This is a genomic window from Enterococcus sp. DIV1420a (assembly GCF_051712165.1).
Taxonomy (GTDB): Bacteria; Bacillota; Bacilli; order Lactobacillales; family Enterococcaceae; genus Enterococcus; species Enterococcus faecalis.
In genome coordinates this window covers 1,769,069-1,792,945 of sequence record NZ_JBIOOI010000001.1, presented here as the reverse complement: position 1 = coordinate 1,792,945, position 23,877 = coordinate 1,769,069, and the positions used below count along the sequence as shown (strand labels likewise).

At 38.1% G+C, this 23,877-nt stretch carries 24 protein-coding genes; 9 read left to right on the top strand and 15 right to left on the bottom strand.

Translation table 11 applies throughout. The annotated features are described in order from the left end of the window. Positions 1-269: 269 nt before the first annotated feature. The 4 genes from IGI80_RS08945 to IGI80_RS08930 all read right to left on the bottom strand — a co-directional run bounded on the left by IGI80_RS08945 (position 270) and on the right by IGI80_RS08930 (position 2,398). The gene (locus IGI80_RS08945; protein ID WP_002355856.1) at positions 270-701 is read right to left on the bottom strand and encodes a VOC family protein; all 432 of its coding nucleotides are present in this window, start codon (positions 699-701) and stop codon (positions 270-272) included. Between the two features lie 144 nt (positions 702-845). Then, positions 846-1,163, bottom strand: coding sequence for a nucleotide pyrophosphohydrolase (locus IGI80_RS08940; RefSeq protein WP_002403727.1), 318 nt, complete (start codon positions 1,161-1,163; stop codon positions 846-848). After that, positions 1,156-1,455 carry a hypothetical protein gene (locus IGI80_RS08935; RefSeq protein ID WP_002358867.1) on the bottom strand — a complete coding sequence of 100 codons (300 nt, stop codon included), beginning with the start codon at positions 1,453-1,455 and terminating at the stop codon, positions 1,156-1,158. Before IGI80_RS08935 ends, IGI80_RS08940 begins: the two co-directional genes overlap by 8 nt. After that, complete coding sequence (locus IGI80_RS08930; RefSeq protein ID WP_425136331.1) at positions 1,436-2,398, bottom strand: helix-turn-helix domain-containing protein; 963 nt, start codon at positions 2,396-2,398, stop codon at positions 1,436-1,438. The genes IGI80_RS08935 and IGI80_RS08930 overlap by 20 nt, the downstream gene beginning before the upstream one ends. 126 nt (positions 2,399-2,524) lie before the next feature. Here IGI80_RS08930 and proC point away from each other — a divergent pair, with 126 nt between their 5' ends. Next, the gene (proC, locus tag IGI80_RS08925; protein ID WP_002388904.1) at positions 2,525-3,340 is read left to right on the top strand and encodes a pyrroline-5-carboxylate reductase; all 816 of its coding nucleotides are present in this window, start codon (positions 2,525-2,527) and stop codon (positions 3,338-3,340) included. Between the two features lie 59 nt (positions 3,341-3,399). Here the strand turns inward: proC and mapP are convergent, their stop codons facing one another. Together mapP and IGI80_RS08915 are read right to left on the bottom strand one after the other, a co-directional pair. Then, positions 3,400-4,224, bottom strand: a complete 825-nt coding sequence (mapP, locus tag IGI80_RS08920) for a maltose 6'-phosphate phosphatase (protein ID WP_438723250.1) — start codon at positions 4,222-4,224, stop codon at positions 3,400-3,402. 65 nt (positions 4,225-4,289) lie between these two features. Continuing rightward, complete coding sequence (locus IGI80_RS08915) at positions 4,290-6,458, bottom strand: PTS transporter subunit IIBC (protein WP_002361387.1); 2,169 nt, start codon at positions 6,456-6,458, stop codon at positions 4,290-4,292. A gap of 280 nt (positions 6,459-6,738) precedes the next feature. On the opposite strand from IGI80_RS08915, the gene IGI80_RS08910 reads away from it, so the two are divergent. The 4 genes from IGI80_RS08910 to bopD are packed head-to-tail and all read left to right on the top strand — an operon-like array spanning position 6,739 to position 11,725. After that, entirely contained in the window at positions 6,739-9,033 is a 2,295-nt protein-coding gene (locus IGI80_RS08910) for a glycoside hydrolase family 65 protein (protein ID WP_002355845.1), read from the top strand. Continuing rightward, positions 9,026-9,694, top strand: coding sequence for a beta-phosphoglucomutase (pgmB, locus tag IGI80_RS08905; protein WP_342815873.1), 669 nt, complete (start codon positions 9,026-9,028; stop codon positions 9,692-9,694). Before IGI80_RS08910 ends, pgmB begins: the two co-directional genes overlap by 8 nt. Further along, positions 9,684-10,691 (top strand): aldose epimerase family protein, encoded by a 1,008-nt coding sequence (locus tag IGI80_RS08900; protein ID WP_002378115.1) that lies wholly within the window; start codon positions 9,684-9,686, stop codon positions 10,689-10,691. Before pgmB ends, IGI80_RS08900 begins: the two co-directional genes overlap by 11 nt. Positions 10,692-10,714: 23 nt before the next feature. Continuing rightward, positions 10,715-11,725, top strand: coding sequence for a LacI family transcriptional regulator BopD (gene bopD, locus IGI80_RS08895; protein ID WP_002358859.1), 1,011 nt, complete (start codon positions 10,715-10,717; stop codon positions 11,723-11,725). Positions 11,726-11,798: 73 nt separating this feature from the next. Here the strand turns inward: bopD and IGI80_RS08890 are convergent, their stop codons facing one another. The 5 genes from IGI80_RS08890 to IGI80_RS08870 all read right to left on the bottom strand — a co-directional run bounded on the left by IGI80_RS08890 (position 11,799) and on the right by IGI80_RS08870 (position 15,147). Beyond that, positions 11,799-12,008: a hypothetical protein gene (locus tag IGI80_RS08890; RefSeq protein ID WP_438723248.1), complete on the bottom strand. Its 210-nt coding sequence runs from the start codon at positions 12,006-12,008 to the stop codon at positions 11,799-11,801. A 169-nt stretch (positions 12,009-12,177) separates the two neighbouring features. Next, the gene (locus IGI80_RS08885) at positions 12,178-12,699 is read right to left on the bottom strand and encodes a GNAT family N-acetyltransferase (RefSeq protein WP_002388894.1); all 522 of its coding nucleotides are present in this window, start codon (positions 12,697-12,699) and stop codon (positions 12,178-12,180) included. Continuing rightward, on the bottom strand, positions 12,692-13,186 hold the full coding sequence (gene tsaE / locus IGI80_RS08880) for a tRNA (adenosine(37)-N6)-threonylcarbamoyltransferase complex ATPase subunit type 1 TsaE (RefSeq protein WP_002409305.1): 495 nt from the start codon (positions 13,184-13,186) through the stop codon (positions 12,692-12,694). Before tsaE ends, IGI80_RS08885 begins: the two co-directional genes overlap by 8 nt. A 141-nt stretch (positions 13,187-13,327) precedes the next feature. Beyond that, positions 13,328-14,311 (bottom strand): phosphate acetyltransferase, encoded by a 984-nt coding sequence (pta, locus tag IGI80_RS08875; protein WP_325815042.1) that lies wholly within the window; start codon positions 14,309-14,311, stop codon positions 13,328-13,330. A 155-nt stretch (positions 14,312-14,466) separates the two neighbouring features. Then, a complete protein-coding gene (locus tag IGI80_RS08870; protein WP_002378112.1) occupies positions 14,467-15,147 on the bottom strand; it encodes a uracil-DNA glycosylase in 681 nt (226 codons plus the stop codon). Positions 15,148-15,280: 133 nt separating this feature from the next. Between IGI80_RS08870 and IGI80_RS08865 the strand changes: the two genes are divergently transcribed. Both IGI80_RS08865 and IGI80_RS08860 read left to right on the top strand, forming a co-directional pair. Beyond that, positions 15,281-16,150: a Cof-type HAD-IIB family hydrolase gene (locus IGI80_RS08865; RefSeq protein WP_002383369.1), complete on the top strand. Its 870-nt coding sequence runs from the start codon at positions 15,281-15,283 to the stop codon at positions 16,148-16,150. Positions 16,151-16,201: 51 nt separating this feature from the next. Further along, a complete protein-coding gene (locus tag IGI80_RS08860) occupies positions 16,202-16,726 on the top strand; it encodes an LURP-one-related/scramblase family protein (protein WP_002355833.1) in 525 nt (174 codons plus the stop codon). 45 nt (positions 16,727-16,771) lie between these two features. Here the strand turns inward: IGI80_RS08860 and IGI80_RS08855 are convergent, their stop codons facing one another. From IGI80_RS08855 to IGI80_RS08845, 3 genes are all read right to left on the bottom strand, one after another. Beyond that, a complete protein-coding gene (locus tag IGI80_RS08855; RefSeq protein ID WP_002355832.1) occupies positions 16,772-17,335 on the bottom strand; it encodes a GNAT family N-acetyltransferase in 564 nt (187 codons plus the stop codon). A gap of 96 nt (positions 17,336-17,431) precedes the next feature. Then, on the bottom strand, positions 17,432-18,652 hold the full coding sequence (locus IGI80_RS08850; protein WP_002385067.1) for a 3D domain-containing protein: 1,221 nt from the start codon (positions 18,650-18,652) through the stop codon (positions 17,432-17,434). 248 nt (positions 18,653-18,900) lie between these two features. Next, positions 18,901-19,668: a putative ABC transporter permease gene (locus tag IGI80_RS08845; RefSeq protein WP_438723245.1), complete on the bottom strand. Its 768-nt coding sequence runs from the start codon at positions 19,666-19,668 to the stop codon at positions 18,901-18,903. Positions 19,669-19,793: 125 nt separating this feature from the next. On the opposite strand from IGI80_RS08845, the gene IGI80_RS08840 reads away from it, so the two are divergent. Both IGI80_RS08840 and IGI80_RS08835 read left to right on the top strand, forming a co-directional pair. Then, positions 19,794-21,521 carry an ABC transporter ATP-binding protein gene (locus IGI80_RS08840; RefSeq protein ID WP_002364705.1) on the top strand — a complete coding sequence of 576 codons (1,728 nt, stop codon included), beginning with the start codon at positions 19,794-19,796 and terminating at the stop codon, positions 21,519-21,521. After that, on the top strand, positions 21,511-23,277 hold the full coding sequence (locus IGI80_RS08835) for an ABC transporter ATP-binding protein (RefSeq protein ID WP_002361379.1): 1,767 nt from the start codon (positions 21,511-21,513) through the stop codon (positions 23,275-23,277). Before IGI80_RS08840 ends, IGI80_RS08835 begins: the two co-directional genes overlap by 11 nt. 51 nt (positions 23,278-23,328) lie before the next feature. Here the strand turns inward: IGI80_RS08835 and IGI80_RS08830 are convergent, their stop codons facing one another. Further along, entirely contained in the window at positions 23,329-23,877 is a 549-nt protein-coding gene (locus tag IGI80_RS08830; protein ID WP_002385065.1) for a folate family ECF transporter S component, read from the bottom strand.

The window sequence follows — 23,877 nt, the reverse complement described above, 5'->3', positions numbered from 1 at the left end:
ATCTTTCGCTTTCTCCTTTTATTCCATTGTTTTATCAAGATTTTTACAGCCAGTTTTTCTTTGTTTACAGTTTATCAAAAATCAATCTGGCATTTTCTCAATTTTTTTAACGTTAGAGTAATTATTAGAGAATAATGCTGTATTTCTATGACACACTGACTTTCTATCTCCAATTTTTTACTGTCTTGTTGATCACTACAGGATCATTAGTATTTTACTTCTATTGTAAAATAAAAAAAGTGGTACTCATCTCTGAGCACCACTCCTTACTACATTTCTTTTTCTAAAATTTCTGTTCGCTCTTCAAAATTTAGTTCTTGGTTAATTTGATGTACCATCCACATGTAACCAAATGGATCAACAAATAACGAATTTTGAATAGCTCCTTCCATCATTTCTGTAACTGGTTGCATCTCAATGCACTTATTTGCTAAGGCTTTTTTATGAGTTTGCACAATATCTGCTACCGTGATATTGAACCAAATTGTATTGGGATGTTCTGAATCTGGTGCTTTTAAACCAAATTCTTCATTAGCATCTAACATATGGAAACGAGTATCATATAAGTTAAACACTACTTCATTCCTTCCAACAGGATACTTTGTCGCTTCAACTACATGAACCTCAAAGATTTCTTTATATAAAGCTAATGCCTTTAAACTATCACTAACAATAAAATCAATTTCTGTGCCTGTAATCATTGATTGTTCCTCCTTAAAATTTTTTGCAGCAGAAAACTACTTTTTATTTCTGTTTTCCGCAAACCCTTCAGAATTTCTTAATACTGGCTATTTTCCACTTCGTTATTCTTTTTTATAAGTTCTTCGATTCATTTGTTTCAACACTTATTTTTCTGGCACTGGATATTTCACCGCATTTTTCTTCAACTTTTCTTCGATAATTTCGTCCAAATCAAACCCTAAATTATCAGCCATCATGTAGGAGTAAATGAGAACATCAGCCAATTCTTCTTTGATTCGTTCTTCTTGTTTGATGCCTTCTTCTGCTGTTTTCCATTGAAAAAGTTCTAACAATTCTGCCGCTTCTAAACAAATTGAGAGCGCCAAATCTTTTTCATTATGGTGGGGGCGCCAATTTCTTTCATCTCGAAATTGATTAATTTTTGCCATTGTATCCATCTGTTCCCCTGCTTTCTTATTCATTTGATGGCAACTGAAACCCATCGAACGTTTCACCATCATAGTATTTTAATAACTGTTCTGTAGACAATAATGAGGAGGTTATTTCTTCCTCTTCAACAACTGCTTGATTCTCTTCTCTATACAACAAATAAGCCTGTAAAAGCTGTTGGTAGAGTTTTTTTCGTGAAGAGGCTTCCGCTGAAAGAAACGTTAATTCTTTTAAGTGTCCGCGATAGACAGGCAAATCATCAACGAATTCGATTGGTAATTCTACTACAGTTAACTGAAATTCTTCAAAGACTTCTTCGTACATCTGCCATTCCCTCTTTCTGTCGATATTGTTTTGGGGTCATGCCCATTTCTTCTTTAAAACGTTTATAAAAAAAGGCTTTGTCTTGATAGCCGATTCGTTCAACAATCGTTTGAATCGATAAATCTGTTTGCTTCAAGTAGTTTTTCGCCAATTGGATTCGGTAGGCTAAGACAATTTCCGTAAACGTTTTGTTTGTTTTTTCTTTTAAAAAATTCGATAAGTAATTCGGATGAAAATGAAATTTAGCGGCGACTTCTGCTAAAGTGACATGCGCAATCTGTTGCTCAATATACGCTAAAATCACCTCAACACGTTGATGATTCGACAAATAATTATCTTGCATCTTTAAAGCTTCTCTAGGCAGTTGACCTAGTTCCACCACTAGCAAAACAAAGGCCGCTTTGGTCACTTTATTATTAAAATAGGCCATTTTCACAATTTGTTTCAGTAATAATAGCGAATAGACGTGGACATCCGAATTTGGCTGGCTGGCAAAAACGAAATATCGAGGAATGTTTTCAAATTCACTGCTAGCAATTTCTGTAAAAAAACGATACATGACTGGTTCTTCCGCCAGCTGATTTAAGAGCGTATCAAGAAAATAGTGCTTTTTAAAATAAAATATAATCATAGACATTCCTTGCCCCTGATAGCTAACCGAGGTGGCCTCATTGACAATCATGACTTGGCCAGCCGAAAACGAACACCTTTGTTGATCCAAATAAGCATTGCCATCTTGCTCTAAACAATAGAGCATCCGAATAAATCCTTTCGGAACGTCAATTGTTTCCGAAGATGCCAACATAAAGCCCGCAATTTCTCGATGCGGATTTTCCTTAAATTGCGCTACTTCATTCTCAAGAGCATTGGTAGTGGTTAAATAACAATCTAAGGTCTCTAAAAACTGATAAAATGCTACATATTGCTCTTCTTTGCTTGCCAATTAATCACCTCATAATCCAACACTTTTTACTTTACTCCCTCTATTTTTTTCTTTGGCGTTTCCTTCTATACTAGATACATGGTAACACGAAAAAAGAGATTCAACAGTTTTTAGGAGGAATTTTTTATGAAAATTAGTTTTATCGGTGCTGGAAATATGGCATCCGCTATTGCCAAAGGTGCGCTAAAAAAGCAATTTATTGCCGCAGAAAACCTTTATTTTTATGATATTCAAGTCGAAAAAACCGCCGCTTTTGCACAAGAAATTGGTGCACACGCGGTTGCTTCGCCTCAAGAAGCTATTACAGTAGCTGACTTAGTTATTTTAGCGGTGAAACCGCAATTCGTTCAAGCGGCTTTACTTGAAGCAAAAGAAGCAATTTTAGACAAGCAACCGTTAATTGTTTCCATTGCAGCAGGTACGACTATTGCAGAATTGTATCAACTGTTTGAGACTACCCAACCGCTTCGTCTTGTTCGTGTGATGCCCAATATGAATGCGTTGATTGGCGCGGGTGCAGCAGCTGTCTGTGGTAACGCTTTTGCATCCCCTGAAGACATCCAGACTGTTTTATCGTTGTTTCGAGCAGTTGGCCAAGCCTGGGAATTAGAGGAACAGTATTTTTCGATTTTTACTGCTATTGCAGGTAGCACTCCTGCGTATGCTTTCTTATTTATTGATTCGATTGCCCGAGCAGCCGTTAAAAATGGTATGAACAAAGAGTTAGCCTTAGAAATTGCCACACAAGCTGTACTAGGCAGCGCTCAAACTTTGGCAAATAGTACAGAGAATCCTTGGACTTTAATCGACCAGGTCAGTTCTCCTGGTGGAACCACGGTTGCTGGGATTGTCGAATTAGAAAACAATGCGTTTATTTCAACAGTCATCAAAGGGATTGAGGCCACCATCCTTCGGGATCAAGAATTAGCCAAACAAAACTAAGAGGAATAGTTACATGAGCGAGTAAATAAGAAAAAGCGCTGAAAATTCAGCGCTTTTTCTTATTTTAGTTGAATGAGTAAGCCAAAATGATCACTGACTATAGGTGTTTTCCTACCATCAAAAATTACTTCATATTTTCGTACGTGCCACTGTTTTGGAACAAATGCGTAGTCAATCCGCAAGGCTGCTTCATTTTCTTCCCAGCCATCTATTTTTTTCTCTACTGTCGCTTCACCGCTTGTCTCTTCCGCTACAACAAATGCATCTTGAATCGGCAAGTAACTATTTTCCACTAATTGATAGCCAGTTGTACCAGCTGGGTTGTTTAAATCGCCTAAAATGACTAACGGTTGTTGCCCCATCGCTAAGTATTTCTCTAGTTGTAGCCATTCATAGGCAAAACCTGTACAGGGTGTTTCCCACCAAGAAAAGTGACCAGAGACAACAGTAAGCGTACCTTTTGAACTCTCTGTCTCCGCTACTAAGATTTTTCTTGTTCGATAATTCGTTGGTTCTTGGCTTTCTGAAATAAGGAGAGCTTCACTAGTCAACGGACATTTCGAAAGTAGTGCGTTCCCTTCTTCATAAATAGCATAACCAATGTGGCTCATTTCCCAACTCCAATAATAGTGTTGGCCTTTTTCAGCTAGATATTGAACGATTAGATATGCAAAATTATCTTCATGGATTGGCGTTTGGGTCGCTATGGGATAAAAAGTAGTTAACTGTTCTAACGGCACTTTCTTGGAAGCGACTTTCTGATTCACTTCTTGTAAGGCAATTATTTCACTTTCAGAAGATAAAATCACCTTGGCAATCTCCTCTAATTTTTTTAATGGTTCTTCTTCTAACCAGCTATGAGTATTGATTGTTAAAAGATTCATCTTTTCCCCTTCTCTTACATGTTATTAGGTCGGGCACAATTATTGATTGTGCCCGACCTAATCATTTAAATTTCAATCTGTCCGATCACAGTTCCCGCAGTGGTGGTTCCTAGTTGATTAATAACTACTTGTTCCACTTTGTCGCTGTTTGTAAAGGCGACAATAATCGTTGTTTCTTTGCCAGCTTGTTCAATCACATCCAAGTTCATTTTAGCTAGTTTCGTCCCAGCTTTCAATGATTGTCCTTCTTTAACAAAAGATTCAAAAGCAGGTGTTGCCATTTCAACTGTATCAATCCCCATATGGACAAGTACTTCGATGCCTTCTTCTGTTTGTAGCCCAATCGCATGTTTGCTTGGGAAAACACTTAGGACTTTCCCCGAAATTGGTGCCACCACCTCTCCTTCTAGAGGCTTAACTGCAAATCCATCCCCCATCATTTTTTGTGAAAAGACAGGATCATTGACTTGCGCCATTGGAATAACTTCCCCTGTCGCCACAGCCACGAAATCTTTTTTCTTGCCTAAGAAATTCGTTGTTGGCACTCCTGTTGTACTTTCTGCTATAACTGGTTCTGGAATGTCAACGCCGGAAGCTAGTAAATCTTCAATATCGGATTTTAAAACATCGGCTTTTGGTCCATAAACGGCTTGAACACCATTATCTTTCACAATCAAGCCCATTGCGCCTGCCCGTTTCCACGCCTCTTCCGAACCGACTTTTTCTCGATCCTTTACACTGACACGTAAGCGTGTCATACACGCATCAACTTCTTTGATATTTTGTTTACCACCAAGTAAGTAGACAATTTGCGCGATTTGCTGATCGACGACACCTGAACCAGCCGCGCCAGATGCGATTTCTTCGCCGTTATCATTGTCGTAGTTTCCATTTCTTCCAGGTGTTGCGTAATTAAATTTTTTAATTAAGAAATTCGCTAAGAAATAAGTGACAACACCAAAAATGATGACCATTAAAACAAAATTGATTAAATCGCCACCTAAACCAGCTTTTATTGCTAGCGGTGTTCTTGTTAACAATTCAATATTTCCAAACGAATGCACACGCAATGGTAAAATATCAGCCATTGCAAAAGCAGCACCTTGGATTACGGCATAAATCACATAAAGCGGCACTGCAGCAAACATAAACATGAATTCTAACGGCTCTGTCACACCAGTTAAGAAAACAGCTAAAGCAGCAGAAAAATACATTGATTTATATTTAGCTTTTTTATCTGCATCGACATTACGATACATCGCCAAAGCCATCCCCATTAAAATCCCTGAAGAACCAATCATTTGGCCTACTTTGAATCGAGCTGGTGTCCAATTTTCTAAGACAAACTGATACTTGCTCATATCACCAGCGCCTTTAAGATTCACTAAGTCTGTTGCCCAAGCCAACCATAAAGGATCTTGACCAAAGACTTGGGTTCCAGCTTGTGCGCCAGATAAAATTTCATACGTTCCACCTAATTGTGTATAGTTGATTGGAATCGTCAACATATGATGTAACCCAAAAGGTAATAACAAACGTTCCAACGTTCCATATAAGAATGGCGCTAAAATAGGTGCACTATCTTGAGATTGCGCAATCCATAACCCAAAATTATTAATTCCCGCTTGAATATTTGGCCAAATAAGTGCTAATGCAATTGAGACAATTGTTGACCACAAAATAACGACAAATGGGACAAACCGTTTACCATTAAAAAATGATAGCGCATCTGGTAATTTCCGATAATTGTAATACTTGTTGTAAGCCATCGCACCGACAAAACCAGCAATAATCCCTACAAAGACACCCATATTTAATGCCGGGGCTTCTAAGACACTTGTAAAGAATCCCTTCACCATAATCTTGGTCCCAAACAAGGTATGCGTGAAAGCTTGTTCATCAGCCAACATTTCATTTGTTACACCAAAAATGGCTCCAGTAATACGGTTGATTAAAACAAAAGAAATCCCCGCTGCAAATGCTCCACCTGCACGATCTTTGGCCCAACTGCCACCTATTGCTAACGCAAATAGTAAATGTAAGTTGCCAATAATTGCCCAACCGATACTCTCTAGAACTCCGCCTGTTGTTACTAACAAGCCTAAATTAGGATCGATTAAAGGAAGCGATTTCCCAATACTAATCATTAAACCCGCTGCGGGCATTACTGCCACAACGACCATTAAAGCTTTCCCGAATTTTTGCCAAAACTCAAAACTAAACATTTTTTTCATTCCTGCCACTCCTTACGCAATCGGTTTCGTTATGTTGCCATTATATACTCCTGTTTCCTTTTTGTAAATGCTTTAATTTCAAAAATATTGTGGAAAACAACTCCCTACTACTTAATCCTTTTTTATTTTGTCTTTTAATAAAGCAAATAAAGCTCCTTCTAACCTACCTTTGTTTCAGCTTTTATTCATAAGATTACACTTTTTAAGCATTGACTATTGACTAATGCAATCGGTTGCGTTTATGATAGACCTATCAATAAAATCACTGAGGGGGATTCTCATGAAACAAATCAAACGTTTATTCCAAATTGATCCTTGGAAAATCCGTACTACACACTTAGATAAAGAAAATTTACGTTTACAAGAATCATTAACGAGCATTGGCAATGGCTATATGGGGATGCGGGGAAATTTTGAAGAACACTATTCTGGCGACCACCATCAAGGAACCTATTTAGCCGGTGTTTGGTATCCAGACAAAACACGTGTTGGTTGGTGGAAAAATGGTTATCCTGAATATTTTGGTAAAGTGATTAACGCAATTAATTTCATCGCAATGGACTTACAAATTGATGGACAAACAATTGATTTAGCCACTACACCTTACGAAGATTTTTCTTTAGAATTAGACATGCAAAATGGGGTCCTTTCTCGGCAATTCACCATCCAAACACCGAAGAACAAAGTGCGCTTCTCTTTTGAACGTTTTTTAAGCTTAGAAAAAAAAGAAGCGGCTTACATCCACTTAACAATTGAAATGCTGGAAGGTACAGGCACAATCACTCTTCACTCAAAATTGGATGGCGATGTTCAAAATGAAGACAGCAATTATGAAGAACATTTTTGGGAAGAAAGAGCTATTGAAACACAAGAAACACTTGGCTTTGTTACAACTAAGACCATTCCTAACAACTTTGAAATAGAGCGTTTTACAGTGACTGCAGGCATGCGCCATTTCATCGATGGAGCCTCTGTTGTGCCTACATATACACAACAGCCCTTGGCTTTAACCGCAGAATTGACGGTGTCTTTAAACGAAGGCGAAACGACCGCTATCACAAAAGAAGTGCTTGTCGTTACCAGTCGTGATGTGCCAGAAACGCAACAAATCACACGAGTAAACGAATTATTTTCAGAAATGACCACCTTGTACCCTGAAGCAAAAGCTGGGCAAGCTGCCGCTTGGGCAAAACGTTGGCAATTAGCTGATGTTGTTATTGAAGGAGATGATGAAGCCCAACAAGGCATTCGTTTTAATCTTTTCCAACTTTTCTCAACCTACTATGGCGAAGACGATCGTTTAAATATCGGACCAAAAGGCTTTACTGGCGAAAAATATGGTGGTGCCACATATTGGGATACTGAAGCATATGCTGTCCCACTTTACTTGGCGTTGGCTAAGCCCGAAGTTACTAAAAATCTACTGAAATATCGCCACAATCAATTGCCTCAAGCCATTCATAATGCCCAACAACAAGGGTTAAAGGGTGCCCTTTACCCAATGGTTACTTTTACTGGTGTCGAATGTCATAATGAGTGGGAAATCACTTTTGAAGAGATTCACAGAAATGGTGCGATTGCTTATGCGATTTATAATTATGTCAACTATACAGGAGATGAAGATTATCTAAAAGATGCTGGTCTAGAAGTACTTGTAGCAATCGCTCGTTTTTGGGCAGATCGGGTCCACTTCTCCCAACGTCATAAACAATATATGATTCATGGCGTAACGGGGCCAAATGAATATGAAAATAATATCAATAATAACTGGTATACCAATACCATCGCTGCGTGGGTTCTACGTTACACCCGTGAGTCTTATTTAAAATTCCAAGAAGAAACAACGCTCAAAATTGCAGACGACGAATTAGCTAAATGGGCAGACATTGTAGAAAATATGTACTTCCCAGTGGATAATGAATTAGGCATTTTTGTACAACATGACACTTTCTTAGATAAAGATTTAATGCCTGTTTCTGATTTACCACTTAGTGAGCTGCCTTTAAATCAACATTGGTCATGGGATAAAATTTTACGGTCTTGTTTCATTAAACAAGCCGATGTTCTTCAAGGAATTTATTTCTTCAATGATGCCTTTTCTTTAGAAGAAAAACGCCGGAACTTTAACTTTTACGAACCAATGACTGTCCATGAATCTTCTCTTTCACCAAGCATTCATGCTGTGTTAGCTGCTGAATTAGGCATGGAAGAAAAAGCAGTGGAAATGTATCAACGAACAGCGCGCCTTGACTTAGATAATTACAATAATGATACAGAAGATGGCTTACACATTACCTCAATGACTGGTAGTTGGCTAGCGATTGTGCAAGGTTTTGCCCAAATGAAAACGGACCATCAACAACTAAAATTTGCACCCTTTTTACCAGCGACATGGACAGCCTACTCGTTCCACATTAATTATCGGAATCGTTTACTATTTGTTGAAGTTGCAGCAGACCAAGTGGCCTTCACTTTACTCGACGGCCCTGCAATTCCATTAACTGTTTACGATCAAAAATACACATTAAAAGATCGATTAGTTTTACCGATCAGAAAGGAAGAAGTTCATGTTTAAAGGCGTTTTGTTTGATTTAGATGGCGTTATTACTGATACAGCAGAATTTCATTACCACGCTTGGAAAAAATTAGGGAACGAAATTGGAATTTCCATTGACCGTGTTTTCAACGAACAATTGAAAGGTGTAAGCCGTGAAGATTCTCTGCAGTTACTGTTAAAATACGGAAAAAAAGAAGGCACGTTTTCTTCTGAAGAATTTGCCCAGTTAGCGCAACGGAAAAACGATTATTACTTGGAAATGATCCAAGCAATTACGCCTGAAGATGTCTATCCAGGAATTCTTTCTTTATTAACGGAATTACGTGAAGCCAATATTAAAATCGCCTTGGCTTCTGCAAGTAAAAATGGGCCTTTCCTTTTAGAAAAAATGCAATTGACGCCCCTTTTTGATGCCATTGCTAATCCAGCAGACGTTCAGGCAGGCAAACCCGCTCCAGATATTTTCATTTTAGCTGCGAAAGAAATTGATTTGACACCAGCAGAATGTCTTGGCATTGAAGATGCCAAAGCTGGGATTCAAGCGATTCTTGCTAGTGGAGCGCAGCCTGTTGGCGTTGGCCGCAAAGAAGAGTTAGGCGAAGGGTTGACCATCGTGCCAGAGACGAGCGCTTTAACGTTTGATTACTTAAAAAAAGTGTGGCTTGATCATGAAGGATAATCGTATCACCGTAACCGATATTCCAAACACAAACTTAAAGAAAATTACTTTGAAGAACGACTTTTTAGAAGTCGTTCTTCTCAATTATGGCGCGCGCCTCCATCAACTTTTGATGCCAAACAAAAATAATCATTGGGAAAATATCCTTTTATCGTATGATTCGTATCAAGATGTATTAAAGGATCAAAGCTTTTTTGGCGCCACTGTTGGACCAGTTGCTGGACGTATTCGTAATGGCCATTGGCAAAATGGAATATTAGAACAAAATAGCGACGGTCATCATATCCATGGTGGCTCAAAGGGGTGGTCTTTTCAATATTGGACAGTCGAGCCCTTTGAAAAAAAGGATATCATTGGCGTTGCTTTTCATTTAACCGACACCATTTCTGGCTATCCTGGACCAATTGAGGCCACCATCACTTATCAGCTAGAGGATAATCATTTACGAATGATCAGTACTGGACGGAGTAAACAGGAAACACTTTTTAATCCTACAAACCACGCCTACTTTAATTTATCTGGCGATGGAAAGTTAGACATTCTGTCACATTTGCTATCTTTGAACTGTCAAGGTATGTTAGAATTAGACGATAATAAGCTGCCTACTGGACGGATTTTACCAGCTTCTGAACTATCCATACGTTTTAATGAACTGACACCTATCGAAACAATCCTCCAACGCTATCCAACCGGGTTAGATGATGTTTTCCCCTTAGTTGGCTCTGACTTAAGACAGCCACAATTATGCTTACAAGAACCTACTTCTGGAAGAAAAATGACGATAGCAACAACGAACCAAAGTATGGTATTATTTTCTACGACTGGTTTTGAGGCTCCATTTTCTATTAATGGACAAGCGATGCATTCAAACTATGGCTTAGCAATTGAACCACAAGAGTATCCAGACATTGTTCATCATCCTCAGTGGGGCTCTATTTTATTACCAGCTAATAAAAAGCAAACCTACCAAACGGTTTATCAATTTAACCTTCTATAATCACTAAGAAAGGCGTGGCAAAAATGGCAATTACAGTAAAAGATGTCGCTAAGAAAGCGGGGGTTGCAACCTCAACCGTTTCGCGTGTCATTAACGATCATCCAAGTATTTCTGAATCGACAAAAAAGAAAGTGCGAAAAGTCATGGATGACTTAGGCTATGTGCCAAATATGACGGCACGGAATTTGGGTAAACGAATTTCAAGTGCCATTGGCGTAATTTTACCTCCTTTAGATTCGAAAGAACGGTTAGGGAATCCATTTTATTTAGAAATTATGGAAGCCATCAATGAGGAAGCCCGTCTTTATGATATGACTACTGCTATTGCAACTGCCAAAAGTTTTGATGTACTATTGGAAAACGTTAAAAGAATGCATCTTCAAAAACAAGTGGACGGTTTTATTCTTGTGTATTCAGATAGTAAGGACCCCGTCATTGATTACTTATACGAAAACAACATTCCCTTTACTTTAATTGGTCAACCTTACCAACATGAAACGGAAATAGTTTACGTGGATAATGATAATCAATTATTAGGGAAACAAGCGACGGAATTTTTAATTGAAAACGGCCATAAAAATATTTTATTTGTGACCAATACAACGCATGAAAGTTTGTACTTTGAACGTTACTTTGGTTATCAAAAAGCAATGATGATGCAAGGATTAACTGTTTTACCAAGCGTTGCGTTAGAAAAACCTGAAGATTACATGGCTTTCGATGATATTCTTCATCAAAATAATGCCACGGCGTTGGTGGTGATTGATGATATCTTTGCTTTGCGGACGATGCAACTTGCGCAAATCTATGGTTATCAAGTTCCTGAAACGTTATCCATTATTAGTTTTAACAACTCAATCTTTTCAACATTGACACATCCTTATCTAACAAGCATTGACATCGACACGTCAGAATTAGGTCGAATGGCGATGAAAAAATTATATGAATTAATCCATGAAGAATTGACGAATGGTGTCCGTCTCGTTATTCCTCACAAATTAATTAAGCGTGAAACAGTTATTCCTATTCATTAAAAAAGAAGCGTAAGCAGTTTAACACTGCTTACGCTTCTTTCTATGTGTACGCTCTTATTCGTATGTATTACTTTTATAAAATAACTTTTTGCGAAATTTTTTTCCAAAACGTTTCTTCTTTTGCATCAAATTGAGCTGGTTCCCCGTCAGACAATTTTTCATTTAATAATGATAATTTTTCTTGATGTTTTGCATACTCATCTTTTTTTATTAGCTCTAAACGATACGCACGATACAAGATCGACTCTCGATAGTTAACATTCATTTTCGTTGCCTTCGCCATTTCTTACATTCCTTCCCAAAATAAATTTTCATTTTTTCGTTAAATTCTTCTATAATTATAACAAAAATATCAGAAAAATAAATATGAAACAAACGATAATTGCGAAAATTTTGTTTTTTCATGCAATTATCGTTCGATTATTTAAGAAATTAAAATTATTAACCAATAATTAATCAATCAGCAAACGCATTAAATGAACATCTAAAAATTCACCTTGGTCTGTTTTGGCGCCCCGAGGCATAATTGCCTCTGTTTCAAACCCTAATTTTTTATAGACATGAATCGCTCGTTGATTACGATCCTGTACCGTTAATTCCAAGCGACGAATAACATGACTTTCATGCGCCCAGCGAATAAGTTCTTCCATCAGGATACTGCCCAGTCCATAGCCCCAGTACTGTTTTAAAATACTAATGCCGATTTCACCAATATGCTCCATCCGCTTTTTAGAAGAAGCAGACACAGATGCGGTCCCAATGATCGCTTCTCCCGCTAATGCCACCAATAAAACATTATTTGGCGATTCATAGAGTGTTGCTAGATTTTCAGCCAATTCTGTTGTCGACATGGCCATTCCTCGCTCATCCATTACCAAATAGGGCGTTTCACTCCCAATTTTTGACATCACAGATAGTAATTGATCCGCATCAGTAGGCACTGCTTCTCGAATAGAAAATGTTTGTTCAGACATATTCGCGAGCCTCCCACGTTTTCAGAATCTCTGCTATTCTTTCTTCTGCCAATGGACCAGTTCCGCGGAATTCAAGAACTCTCTTGTCAGCTTCTTGAGAATCTTTATTTAAAATAATTTCTAAATAATCTTCTGGCAATTCTTCTTCAATCAAGCTGCCCCATTCTACAACGGATAGCCCATCTCCTTCAAAATACTCATCTAACCCTAATTCATCCGCACCCTCTTCAACACGGTAAACATCCATATGGTATAACGGAAGTCGTCCTTGTGGATATTCGCGGATAATCGTATAGGTGGGACTTTTAATCATTTGGGAAATGCCTAATCCTAAAGCAATCCCTTTCGTCATTGTCGTCTTACCGGCCCCTAAATCACCAGTCAGGACAATTACATCACCAGCTTGTGCCTTTTGTCCAATGATTTTAGCAATTGCTTCTGTTTCCAATGGATTGTTCAGGACAATATTCATTTTTTTGCCTCCCATCTGCAAGAATCTATGTATGAAAGTATACCGAAAATTCAATAAGTTGACTAGTGGCAGCTTCAAAAAAATAAAGTTGAGGCCCAAGTGTCCTGGGAACCTCAACTTCTACTTTGCTTATTTATCATGCTTCGACATAGTTAATTAGTCGTTCATTAATGTTTGAGCAGCTGTAATGATTGATAATTTATAAACATCTTCTTCGTTTGCACCACGTGATAAATCAGAAACTGGTTTGTTCAATCCTTGTAAGATTGGGCCAATTGCTTCAAAGTTACCTAAACGTTGAGCAATTTTGTAGCCAATATTTCCTGATTGTAAATCTGGGAATACAAAGACTGTTGCTTCTCCAGCAACTTTTGAGTTAGGCGCTTTTAATTGTGCGACAGAAGATACATAAGAAGCATCAAATTGTAATTCACCATCAATCGCATATTCAGGTGCTAATTCTTGCGCAATTTTTGTAGCTTCAGCAACTTTTGTTACTTCTGGTGCTTTTGCAGAACCTTTTGTTGAAAAACTTAACAATGAAACTTTTGGTTCAATGTCAAATAATTCAGCTGTTTTGGCACTATCAACAGCAATTTCAGCTAATTCTTGTGCAGTTGGGTTCACGTTAATCGCGCAGTCTGAGAATAAATATCTTTCTTGGTCACGACCACGAATCATTAAGAAAGCACCACTTGTACGGCTCACGCCTGGTTTTGTTTTAATGATTTGTAACGCAGGGCGAACTGTATCACCTGTTGAGTGGATAGCACCACTAACCATACCATCAGCAATACCCATGTAAGTTAACATAGTACCGAAATAGTTGACATCTTTTAAGATTTTTTCAGCATCTTCTTTAGTAGCTTTTCCATTACGGCGTTCAACAAATGCTTCGACCATTTCATCCCATTTTTCATAATCATTTGGATTGATAATAATAAAGTTTGATGTGTTGATTCCACGAGCCATAGCAGCATTTGAGATATCTGTTGGATCACCAATTAAGATTGGTTCTACTAATTCATCAGATTTTAAGCGGGCAGCAGCACCTAAGATTCTAGGATCTGTTGCTTCAGGGAAAACAATTTTGATATTACGGCGTACGACTTTAAATTTTAAGCTATCGAATAATTCCACGATAAACCCTCCAGTTTTATATTTACAAAATCCATCATACACTATTCTCAAAGAAAATAACAGTTTTTTCTAGCTGTATTAGTCAAAAAAACCAATAATCCGATAAACTTTTCACAAACTAACTCTTCTACACTATAACAGCTTGCGCTGTTACATTACACTGTTTCAGGAAGTTGCCAATCAATCGGCGTTTCCCCTAAACGTTCTAGAGCGGCATTCGCTTGAGAAAACGGACGTGAGCCAAAAAAACCACGATGCGCTGACAATGGACTTGGATGTGGCGATTTGATAATCACATGCCGAGTCGTATCAATCATTTTAATTTTTTCTTGAGCTGGACGTCCCCATAAAATGAAAACAACGGGTTTTTCACGCTCATTCAACTTTTCGATAATGACATCTGTCAGTTGCTCCCACCCTTTACCTCGATGGGAATAGGCTTGACCTGCCCGAACGGTCAACACAGTATTTAATAACAACACGCCTTGTTTGGCCCAGCTTTCTAAAAAGCCATGGTTGACGGGTTGGTACCCTAAATCAGCTTGTAATTCTTTGTAAATATTCACAAGAGATGGCGGCACTTTCACACCTGGCTGGACAGAGAAACTTAATCCGTGTGCTTGATTGGGTCCATGATATGGGTCTTGTCCCAAAATTACTACTTTTACTTCTTCAAAAGGGGTTAGTTCTAACGCTGAAAATAAATGATACATATCTGGATAAATCGTTTGTGTCTGATATTCTTTTTTCAAAAATTCCCGCAATTCTTGATAATATGGTTTTTCAAATTCAGCAGATAAAACGGTTTGCCAACTATTGTGAATAATTTCTTTCATAATGCTCACTCCTTCGCTCTCTAAGCATAACGAATTTCTCCAAACCTGACAAGAAATTTCTGGGTACTTTCTCTTGGAAAAACGTGGTAAACTATAGGTAAGCTTTAAATAGATAATGAGGTGTAGAGAATCGATGATTAAATTAATTGCTTCAGATATGGATGGAACACTTTTAGATGCAAAAATGAGCATCACAAATGATAACGCTTCAGCAATTCGCGAAGCGGAACGTTTAGGAATCGAATTTATGGTTGCTACTGGCCGCGCATATACCGAAGCGAAACCCGCGTTAGAAGAAGCTGGAATTGACTGTGCCATGATTACTTTAAACGGCGCCCAAGTGTTCGACAAAGATGGACACTCACTTTTCACGGCTGGGATCGAAAAAGAAACAGTAACAGAAGTACTAACTATTTTGAGTCAACACAATGTTTACTATGAAATCTCTACAAATAAAGGTATTTTTTCTGAACATCAAGAAAAAAGAATTGAAAACTTTGCCGCTCATATTGCAGAATCCATGCCCCATTTAACTTATAAAGTGGCGATCGCCATGGCTTCAGCACACCTATCTTTATTGCATATTACCTATGTTGATCGTTTAGACGACATTTTAAAAGATGATTCGATTGAAGTCCTTAAAATTATTGGCTTCAGTATGGATGGGCCGAAAGTATTAGGTCCTGCTGGGATGGAAGTAGAAGAACTAGATGATTTGGTTGTTACCTCTTCTGCGCTTAATAATATTGAAATTAACCACCGCCTAGCACAAAAAGGGATTGCGGTTGCGCGCGTCGCTAAAGAACGTGGGATTCCCGCTGAACAAGTCATGACTATTGGTGATAATTTAAATGACGTCAGCATGATTCAATGGGCTGGGGTAAGTTTTGCAATGGGCAATGCCGAACTGGAATTAAAAGAATACGCTAAATATGAAACAGCCACTAATTTAGAAAATGGTGTTGGCGAAGCCATCCTGCGTGCAATAAGAGAAGATTTGTAATAAGCACTACCAGTTACAGCACTCATTTATATATAGAAAGGAGATCGTGTCGTGTCTGAATTTTTTATTCAAGAACAACAGTTAGGAAAAGTTACGCGAACCATCGTGAAAGACCAAGCAGGCCGTTCACTTTTTCTATTGGTGGGGCGCTGGGGCACACGAGGAGATGCGCTTTCTTTATATGCAATGAACGGAGAAATTTTAGCCAGTATTAAACAAGTTTCTTGGACTTTTGGTACACGATTTGAGTTATATCAGCGTTTTGAAAAAGTGGGTACTCTACGAAAACTGTTCAATTTGAATGCTGATTTCTATTATGTTCAAGGCCTTCACTGGGCAGTTGTTGGGGATATCAAAGCGCACCAATATTCAATTTATCAAGTCCATAAAAAAATCATGTCAATGGATAAAACCATGCTTTGTACAGGCGACTATTTTGTTTTAACTGTTGCCAATGATGAGGACGCACCGTTGTGCATCTGTATAGCAGCTGTCCTTGACTACTGGTTATATAATAAGAAAAAACAAAAAACTTCCGATGATTTTGGATTAGATTTTGATCCTTTAACGGATTAATGAAAAATAACGAAGCTAAAGTGATTGACTTTAGCTTCGTTATTTTTACACTTCTTTTTGCATATGATTGTATAAGTGACCACTAATAGTCATTGTTGTGACATCTTTAAAGCCTTTGCTTGCGTATAACTTTCTCGCCCCTGGATTGTCAAAATCAACATTTAGACCCAAGGCTTGCTTCCCGCTAGCTTTGGCTACTTCAGGTAAAGCATCTAATAACTTAGAACCAATTCCCATTCCACGGAAACGTTCATCCACAGAGATCGTGTCTAAATACCATTCATTAGGCAAAGTTTCTTCTTCAATAAATAGCCGAACATCTTCTGCTAAGCCATGTTTTTTAAAGACTTCTCTTAAAGGTTCATCAATAATCTTTTCATCTTCCGCAGGATAGCCGACAGCAATCCCTGCAACTTCACCTGCATGTTCATAAACTAAAATTCGTTGATAGCCATAGCGATAGGTTGGATACGCCGTTGCCTCTGCTAACAGGTCAATCATTTGTTCTTCTGAGACTTCTTCTAAAATTGGTAACTCCATATCTTTTAAAATAACTAAGACCAGCCGAGCAATCGCTTGACCGTCTTCTTTTGTTGCCGAGCGAATCATTGTAATTCTCCTTTACATTTAACTAAAAAAGAACTGGCTACTATCATTACTGACTTAGCCAATTCCTTTTATCTTGTCTTTAGTATAACAAATTTATTATTGAATTTCTACTGTAACCTGACGTCGTCCCCAAAGACGGCATTGGTCTACTGAATCAAAATGAACATCAATAATATTTCCTTGAATAGCGCCACCTGTATCTCCAGCAATAGCAAAGCCATAACCAGAGACTTTCACTAATGAACCTAGAGGAATTACACTTGGATCGACTGCAACTACATTGCTTTCTTTACTTAAGTCAATACCAGTAGCACTTAGATTACTTGCACCAGCTTCGCGCCAAGAATAAGCAGTTGATTCCATCTGAAGCACACGACCAGAGCCAGTTCCTGGTGTTGATGATTCGCCTGTCGATGATTCTGGCGTTGATGACGATTCGGATGAACTAGCTGAACTTGAAGATTCAGTGCTACTGCTTTCCGTACTTGTAGAAGAGCTTGATGCTTGACTGCTTGACTCTTCAGCAGCTTCGGCTTCTAGTTTAGCCGCCGCATCTGCTTGCGCTTGTTTGTCGGCAGCTGCTTGTTTCTTCGCTGCTTCTGCTTTGGCAGTTTCTGCCGCACGTTTTTTCTGTGCCTCAGCTGCTGCTTTTTCGCTGACTAAGCGTTGTTGCTCTTTCTGTTTGTCTGTCGAAATTTGAGCCAATAATTCTTCATTATTCGCCATTTTTTCTTTTAACTCAGAGACTTTATTATTCATTGAAGAAGCTTCAACTTGTAATTTCTCTTCATTTTGTTTTAAAGTTGTTTGCGTATTTTCAACTTTTTCTTGTAATGCAGCTAACTTTTCTTTTTCGCTAGTTAAGCTTTCAATCTTTTCCCGTTCAAAGTTTTGTAAAACGGTCATGGCGTAGGCCCGATTAAAGAAATCTGATAAATTTTCTGCATCTAATAAGGCTTGCCAAGTACGTTGGTCGCCATTTAATTGAATATCCTTCATACGATCGCCAACAGCTTCTTTACGACGAGAAATATTTTTTTCTGTTTTTTCTATTTCCTCTTTCGAAGTTTTCAACGTATCTTCCGCTTTTGAAATTTGCGTTTTTAAACGTTCGATTTCCGCATATTTAGCATTTACATCGTCTAAGGCTGAATTGATTTCTTTACTAATTAACTCCCCAGATTGTTTCGCTTGCGCTTCTTTTTCTTGCAACGAATCAAGTGATTCTGCTGCCGCAGCGACTGGAAGTCCAAAATTGATAAGCATCATTGTTGTTAAAAATGGTATCAACTTTTTAACCTTCACTAAATCCAACACCTTTCCTAACTTATCTAAAACACCTACTCATTATACTAGTCAGGAGGGCTTGTTTTATTTCAATCATGTTACAATTTATTACAATTTAAATGCAACTCTTTTTTTATCCTGCGTTTATTCATTAGTCCATTTCTATCTCAATTCTTTAAGAATTTCTTAAGACGGCTTAAAAACTAGCTTTTGACGATTTTTCTTTTTTTCATCCCATTAGACCATTGATTGAAATATTTTGTAATATTTTTTGTTAATTATTGGCCCTTTTTCTTCAAATCTTCTAAGAGATGCCGAACTTCTTTGGAATTTTTAATGTTTTTTAAAGTTAGTTTTGGGTAATTGTTAATAAAACGACGTTGTTGGAAATTTAACCGATTTTGGAAATGCTCTTTTTTGGTTCGTTCTTTTAACTTCTGCCAATCAGCTGTAGCGATTTCCATTTTTGTGTTCAACCGTTGCTTAAATTCTTGTTGGTTCGTTTCCAACGTTTGGCCCATCTCGGTAATAAGTTTTTTGAAACCTTGCATGTTCAGCAACGTATAAATTAAGTCAAGCCCCATTACAATCACTATGCAAAGTGCTAAGTAGTTGCCAAAGGTTGCTTGTAAAAAGCTGACAACTTTGGCGATTTCTGGTTGAATAACTTTGACAATCAAGACACACCCCAATCCCCAAAAAAGAGAAACCGGTAAAGCCACGCGACCGTTTAAATTAAAAGGTACATCATGATAATCCCACCAAGAGGCATGGAACAGTTTTTCCAAGCCATAACTAGTGACATATCCTAAAATCGTCACTAAAACAGCCGATCCGACATACAATACCAAGAGATTGTTTTCAAAGGGTTCCACAAAATAGAGAACGCTTAAGACCCCAAATCCATAAATAGGACAATAAGGCCCTACCAAAAATCCTCGATAAACAAATTTTTTAGCTTTTAATGAACAATACACCGTTTCCCATAACCAGCCGATAAAGGAATAAATAAAAAATAACAAAATAACCTGACTCATTTTTTCCACGTTTCTGTCACACTCCACTTCTTTGCGCTTTTCTTCTATTTTAACAGAAGTTGAGAAAATGTAGCGAACAACTTTCTTTCATTGAAAGATTAGGCTACAATGAGAGCAGCAAAGGGAGGAATCTTATGTTTGGTTTATTGAAATACGCAAAAAATTATCGAAAACAAATTATCCTCGGTCCAGTCTTCAAATTTTTAGAAGCTTGTTTCGAGTTAGTCTTGCCCTTATTCATGGCTCACTTAGTCGATGTCGGTATTCGTCAAAACGACCGACAGACTGTCATAGAAATGGCCCTCTGGATGCTTGTTATGTCGTTAGTTGGTTTATTTTTTGTCATGATTTGTCAATACTATGCTTCAGTCGCTTCGCAAGGTTTTGGGACGGAGCTAAGAAATCAATTAATGAAGAAAATTAATCAGCTTTCACACAAAGAATTGAATAGTTTTGGTACAGATACCCTCATCACCCGGATCACAAACGATATCAACCAGCTTCAATTGGCTTTAGCGATGTTTATTCGGTTGGTCATTCGGACACCTTTTTTAAGTATCGGTTCTGTGGTGATGGCTTTTTACATTGACGTGCAGATGGGCTTTCTTTTCCTATTACTTTTACCAATTTTTAGCCTTATTCTCTTTATTATCATTAAAGTGACTGTACCTTTATATCAAAAAGTCCAAGAATATTTGGATCGGTTAAACCGTCAAATTAGTCAAAATTTAAGCGGTGTCCGTGTAATCCGTGCGTTTGCTAGAAAGGAAACAGAGCAACGACATGTTGATAAAGCTTCAGATGATTTAGGCGATATTTACATTCGTGTATCGAATGTCTCTGCTTTATTAACGCCTTTAACCACTTTGATTATGAATGTTGGAATTTTATTTTTACTTTATTTTAGTGGCTTAAAAGTTTCTTTTGGTTCCTTACAACAAGGGGAAGTTTTAGCATTGATCAATTATATGAATCAAATGATGCTCGCTTTAATTGTTGCTTCTAATCTCGTGGTAATTTTTACGCGAGCTGCCGCTTCCGCAAACCGTGTCAATGAGGTTTTAACTGTAGAAAGCCAGTTAACAGATACACCAGAATCAGCAAAAACATCTCCACAATTTGGTGATATTACCTTTGACCATGTAGATTTTCGCTATGAACCAGAGGCCGGTTTGGCTTTGGAAAATATCAATTTTACGATTCCTAAAGGCTCAATTCTCGGCATCACAGGACCTACCGGCAGCGGGAAAAGTACCTTAACCCAACTCATTCCCAGATTTTATGATGTGAGTGCAGGAAACCTTTTTATTAATGGTGTAAATGTGCGCGATTGGCCGCTCTTTACTTTACGCCAACAAGTTGCAAGTGTTCCACAAACTGCCGTCTTATTTACAGGGACTATTCGAGAAAACTTACAATGGGGCAAACCAAATGCAACTGATGAAGACTGTTGGGAAGCATTAGCTATCGCCCAATGTAAAGAATTTGTTGAACAATTAGACCAAGGGTTAGACACGCCTGTTAACGAAGGCGGAAAAAACTTTTCTGGTGGACAAAGACAACGGTTGACCATTGCCCGTGCCTTGATTAGGAAACCGCATTTACTTATTTTAGATGATTCCTTGAGTGCCCTCGACTATCAAACAGATTTGAATCTGCGCCGTGCTTTACAAAAAGAACGAGCAGAGACAACCGTTATTTTAATTTCACAACGCGTGAGTTCGATTGCTACGGCGAATCAAATTTTAGTCCTAGATAGTGGAAAAGTCGCTGGCCTTGGCACCCACGAAGAATTACTTACTTCTTCTAAAGAGTATCAAGAAATCGTTGCGTCACAGGAGGAGGATACCCATGCAAACTAAAAAAATTCATTTTGGTGCCTTCTCACGTTTTAAGCCGTATTTACTACGCTATCCAAAAGAAATTATTGGCGCCTTAATCCTAGGAATTCTCAGTGGTTTTTCGACTGTCCTCATGACTTATTATATAGGTAAATCCGTTGATACAATGGTTGGTAAAGGACAAGTCAATGCTGCGCAACTCATCAAAATTTTAGGTTTATTAGCAGGGATTTTACTCGTAACCGTTCTAAGTCAATGGCTGATTCAACGTCTCGGTAATCGCGTGTCTTATTTATCGACCACACAGCTGAGAAAAGACGCCTTTGCCCATTTAAATCAATTACCGTTAAGTTATTATGACCAAACATCACACGGAAATATCGTCAGTCGCTTTACCAACGATATTGACAATATTTCAATGGCTTGCTCGGCTGTCTTCAACCAATTATTTTCTGGCATGGCCACCGTCGTTGTTGCTTTGCTCTTTATGATTCGGCTAAGTCCCCTGCTCACATTAGTGGTTCTTATCAGTACGCCGATTATTTTTATTGTAAACTGGCTTGTTGCAAAAGCTTCACAAAAAAACTTTGCTGCACAACAAACGATTGTTGGTGAAATTTCCGGCTTCGTTTCAGAAATGGTTGGCAACCAAAAAATTGTTAAAGCCTTTCAACAAGAACAAGCTACACAAGAAACATTTGAAGCATTGAATCAAACGTTGTATGAAAAAGGACAGAAGGCTCAGTTTTCTTCCTCCTTAACCAACCCACTTTCTCGATTTATCGACCATTTATCTTACTTATCGATTGGATTAGTCGGTGGCTTGTTAGTTTTAAGTGGCAATCCTTTAGTCACAGTTGGTGTTATTTCCAGTTTCACCATTTACTCTAGTCAGTTTTCTAAACCTTTTATTGAACTCTCAGGAATCACCAACCAAATCCAAGCAGCCTTAGCTGGATTGGAACGTACTTTTGATATGATGGATCAACCAGTTGAACGTCCTGATGCCCCGAACGCAATTGTTTTGAAAGAAGCGCGAGGCCGTGTTGAATTTAAAGACGTTGATTTTTCTTACACGCCGACGCGACCTTTAATCGAAAACTTTAATTTAATTGCTGAACCAGGAGAAACAATTGCCATTGTTGGGCGAACCGGTGCGGGTAAATCAACATTAGTGAATTTGTTAATGCGCTTTTACGAGGTCGACCATGGTCAAATTACGGTTGATACTCACGACATTACTCAAATTACTCGGGACAGCTTACGAAAAAGTTTTGGTATGGTTCTCCAAGATACTTGGCTATTCGATAGCTCCATTCGGGAAAATTTAACGTACGGAAATCCTGAAGCCTCTGACGAAGAAATTATAGAAGCCATGAAAAAAGCCCATATTTTTGATTTCGTCATGCGTTTACCTCAAGGACTAGATACCGAGATTGGTTCCCAAGGCGTTAAAATTTCTGAAGGACAACGACAATTAATGACCATTGCACGCACGATGATTAGTAATCCGCCGATGCTTATTTTAGATGAAGCGACCAGTTCAGTTGATACATTGACCGAGCAAAAAATTCAGGATGCTTTTTTACAAATGATGACTGGCCGGACCAGTTTTGTTATTGCCCATCGCTTAGCAACAATCAAAAGTGCTGAAAAAATTCTAGTTATGGACAATGGTCAAGTAGTTGAAATTGGCACCCATGACGAATTATTGCAAAAAGAACAGGGTTATTATCGTGACCTTTACGAAGCACAGTTTAATCAAAAAGCACAATAAAAAAGAGTCACTTTTCTGGGATGATGAAAAGTGACTCTTTTAATTTTAAATTTATTGATCTAATTCAGATAATGGCTTTCCAAATAAACGTTTAAAGGGAATTTTATTGCCTAAATAATAAGTGGCAATTACTTGAATAGGAAAGAAAATAACTGTTTTAATTAAGCGTGGCACCCACCAAGCAAAATTTGCTAGATTGACGCCATACATTAAACTTAACCACAAAGGAGTTAAAATGATATTAATTAAAACGGTGACCAACAATGTCGCCAAAATCACTCGTTGCCATGTCATTTCTTTCTTATAATAGAAATAACCATAAATAGCACCAGCCAAAAAGGCATTTAAAGTAAACCCAGGAAAATAGCCTGCCTTTGGAAAAAGCAACATTCCTACCACATCAGCCACCGCCGTGCCGATTCCAGCCCAAAAAGGTCCGAAAATCATCCCAATCAATGATTCTGGAATAAACGTGAAACTGATTTTTAAAAACGTTGTTTCATACGCAAAAAAGCGTGAAAAGACAACGACCACCGCAATGAGTACGCCCATTAACGCAATGGATTTTGTGCCAAATTTTTTCTTTGTCATTTTTAGCAT

Bases quoted from the DNA above. Each gene is read 5' to 3' on its own strand.
- tsaE (WP_002409305.1), bottom strand. From the start codon at position 13,186: ATGGGAGGCAAAAAAATGAATATTGTCCTGAACAATCCATTGGAAACA.
- IGI80_RS08945 (WP_002355856.1), bottom strand. From the start codon at position 701: ATGATTACAGGCACAGAAATTGATTTTATTGTTAGTGATAGTTTAAAG.
- IGI80_RS08865 (WP_002383369.1), top strand. From the start codon at position 15,281: ATGATTAAATTAATTGCTTCAGATATGGATGGAACACTTTTAGATGCA.
- IGI80_RS08870 (WP_002378112.1), bottom strand. From the start codon at position 15,147: ATGAAAGAAATTATTCACAATAGTTGGCAAACCGTTTTATCTGCTGAA.
- IGI80_RS08840 (WP_002364705.1), top strand. From the start codon at position 19,794: ATGTTTGGTTTATTGAAATACGCAAAAAATTATCGAAAACAAATTATC.
- bopD (WP_002358859.1), top strand. From the start codon at position 10,715: ATGGCAATTACAGTAAAAGATGTCGCTAAGAAAGCGGGGGTTGCAACC.
- IGI80_RS08855 (WP_002355832.1), bottom strand. From the start codon at position 17,335: ATGATTCGCTCGGCAACAAAAGAAGACGGTCAAGCGATTGCTCGGCTG.
- IGI80_RS08935 (WP_002358867.1), bottom strand. From the start codon at position 1,455: ATGTACGAAGAAGTCTTTGAAGAATTTCAGTTAACTGTAGTAGAATTA.
- mapP (WP_438723250.1), bottom strand. From the start codon at position 4,224: ATGAATCTTTTAACAATCAATACTCATAGCTGGTTAGAAGAAGAACCA.
- IGI80_RS08900 (WP_002378115.1), top strand. From the start codon at position 9,684: ATGAAGGATAATCGTATCACCGTAACCGATATTCCAAACACAAACTTA.
- IGI80_RS08890 (WP_438723248.1), bottom strand. From the start codon at position 12,008: ATGGCGAAGGCAACGAAAATGAATGTTAACTATCGAGAGTCGATCTTG.
- IGI80_RS08915 (WP_002361387.1), bottom strand. From the start codon at position 6,458: ATGAAAAAAATGTTTAGTTTTGAGTTTTGGCAAAAATTCGGGAAAGCT.
- IGI80_RS08910 (WP_002355845.1), top strand. From the start codon at position 6,739: ATGAAACAAATCAAACGTTTATTCCAAATTGATCCTTGGAAAATCCGT.
- IGI80_RS08830 (WP_002385065.1), bottom strand. From the start codon at position 23,877: ATGCTAAAAATGACAAAGAAAAAATTTGGCACAAAATCCATTGCGTTA.
- IGI80_RS08940 (WP_002403727.1), bottom strand. From the start codon at position 1,163: ATGAATAAGAAAGCAGGGGAACAGATGGATACAATGGCAAAAATTAAT.
- pgmB (WP_342815873.1), top strand. From the start codon at position 9,026: ATGTTTAAAGGCGTTTTGTTTGATTTAGATGGCGTTATTACTGATACA.
- IGI80_RS08835 (WP_002361379.1), top strand. From the start codon at position 21,511: ATGCAAACTAAAAAAATTCATTTTGGTGCCTTCTCACGTTTTAAGCCG.
- IGI80_RS08885 (WP_002388894.1), bottom strand. From the start codon at position 12,699: ATGTCTGAACAAACATTTTCTATTCGAGAAGCAGTGCCTACTGATGCG.
- proC (WP_002388904.1), top strand. From the start codon at position 2,525: ATGAAAATTAGTTTTATCGGTGCTGGAAATATGGCATCCGCTATTGCC.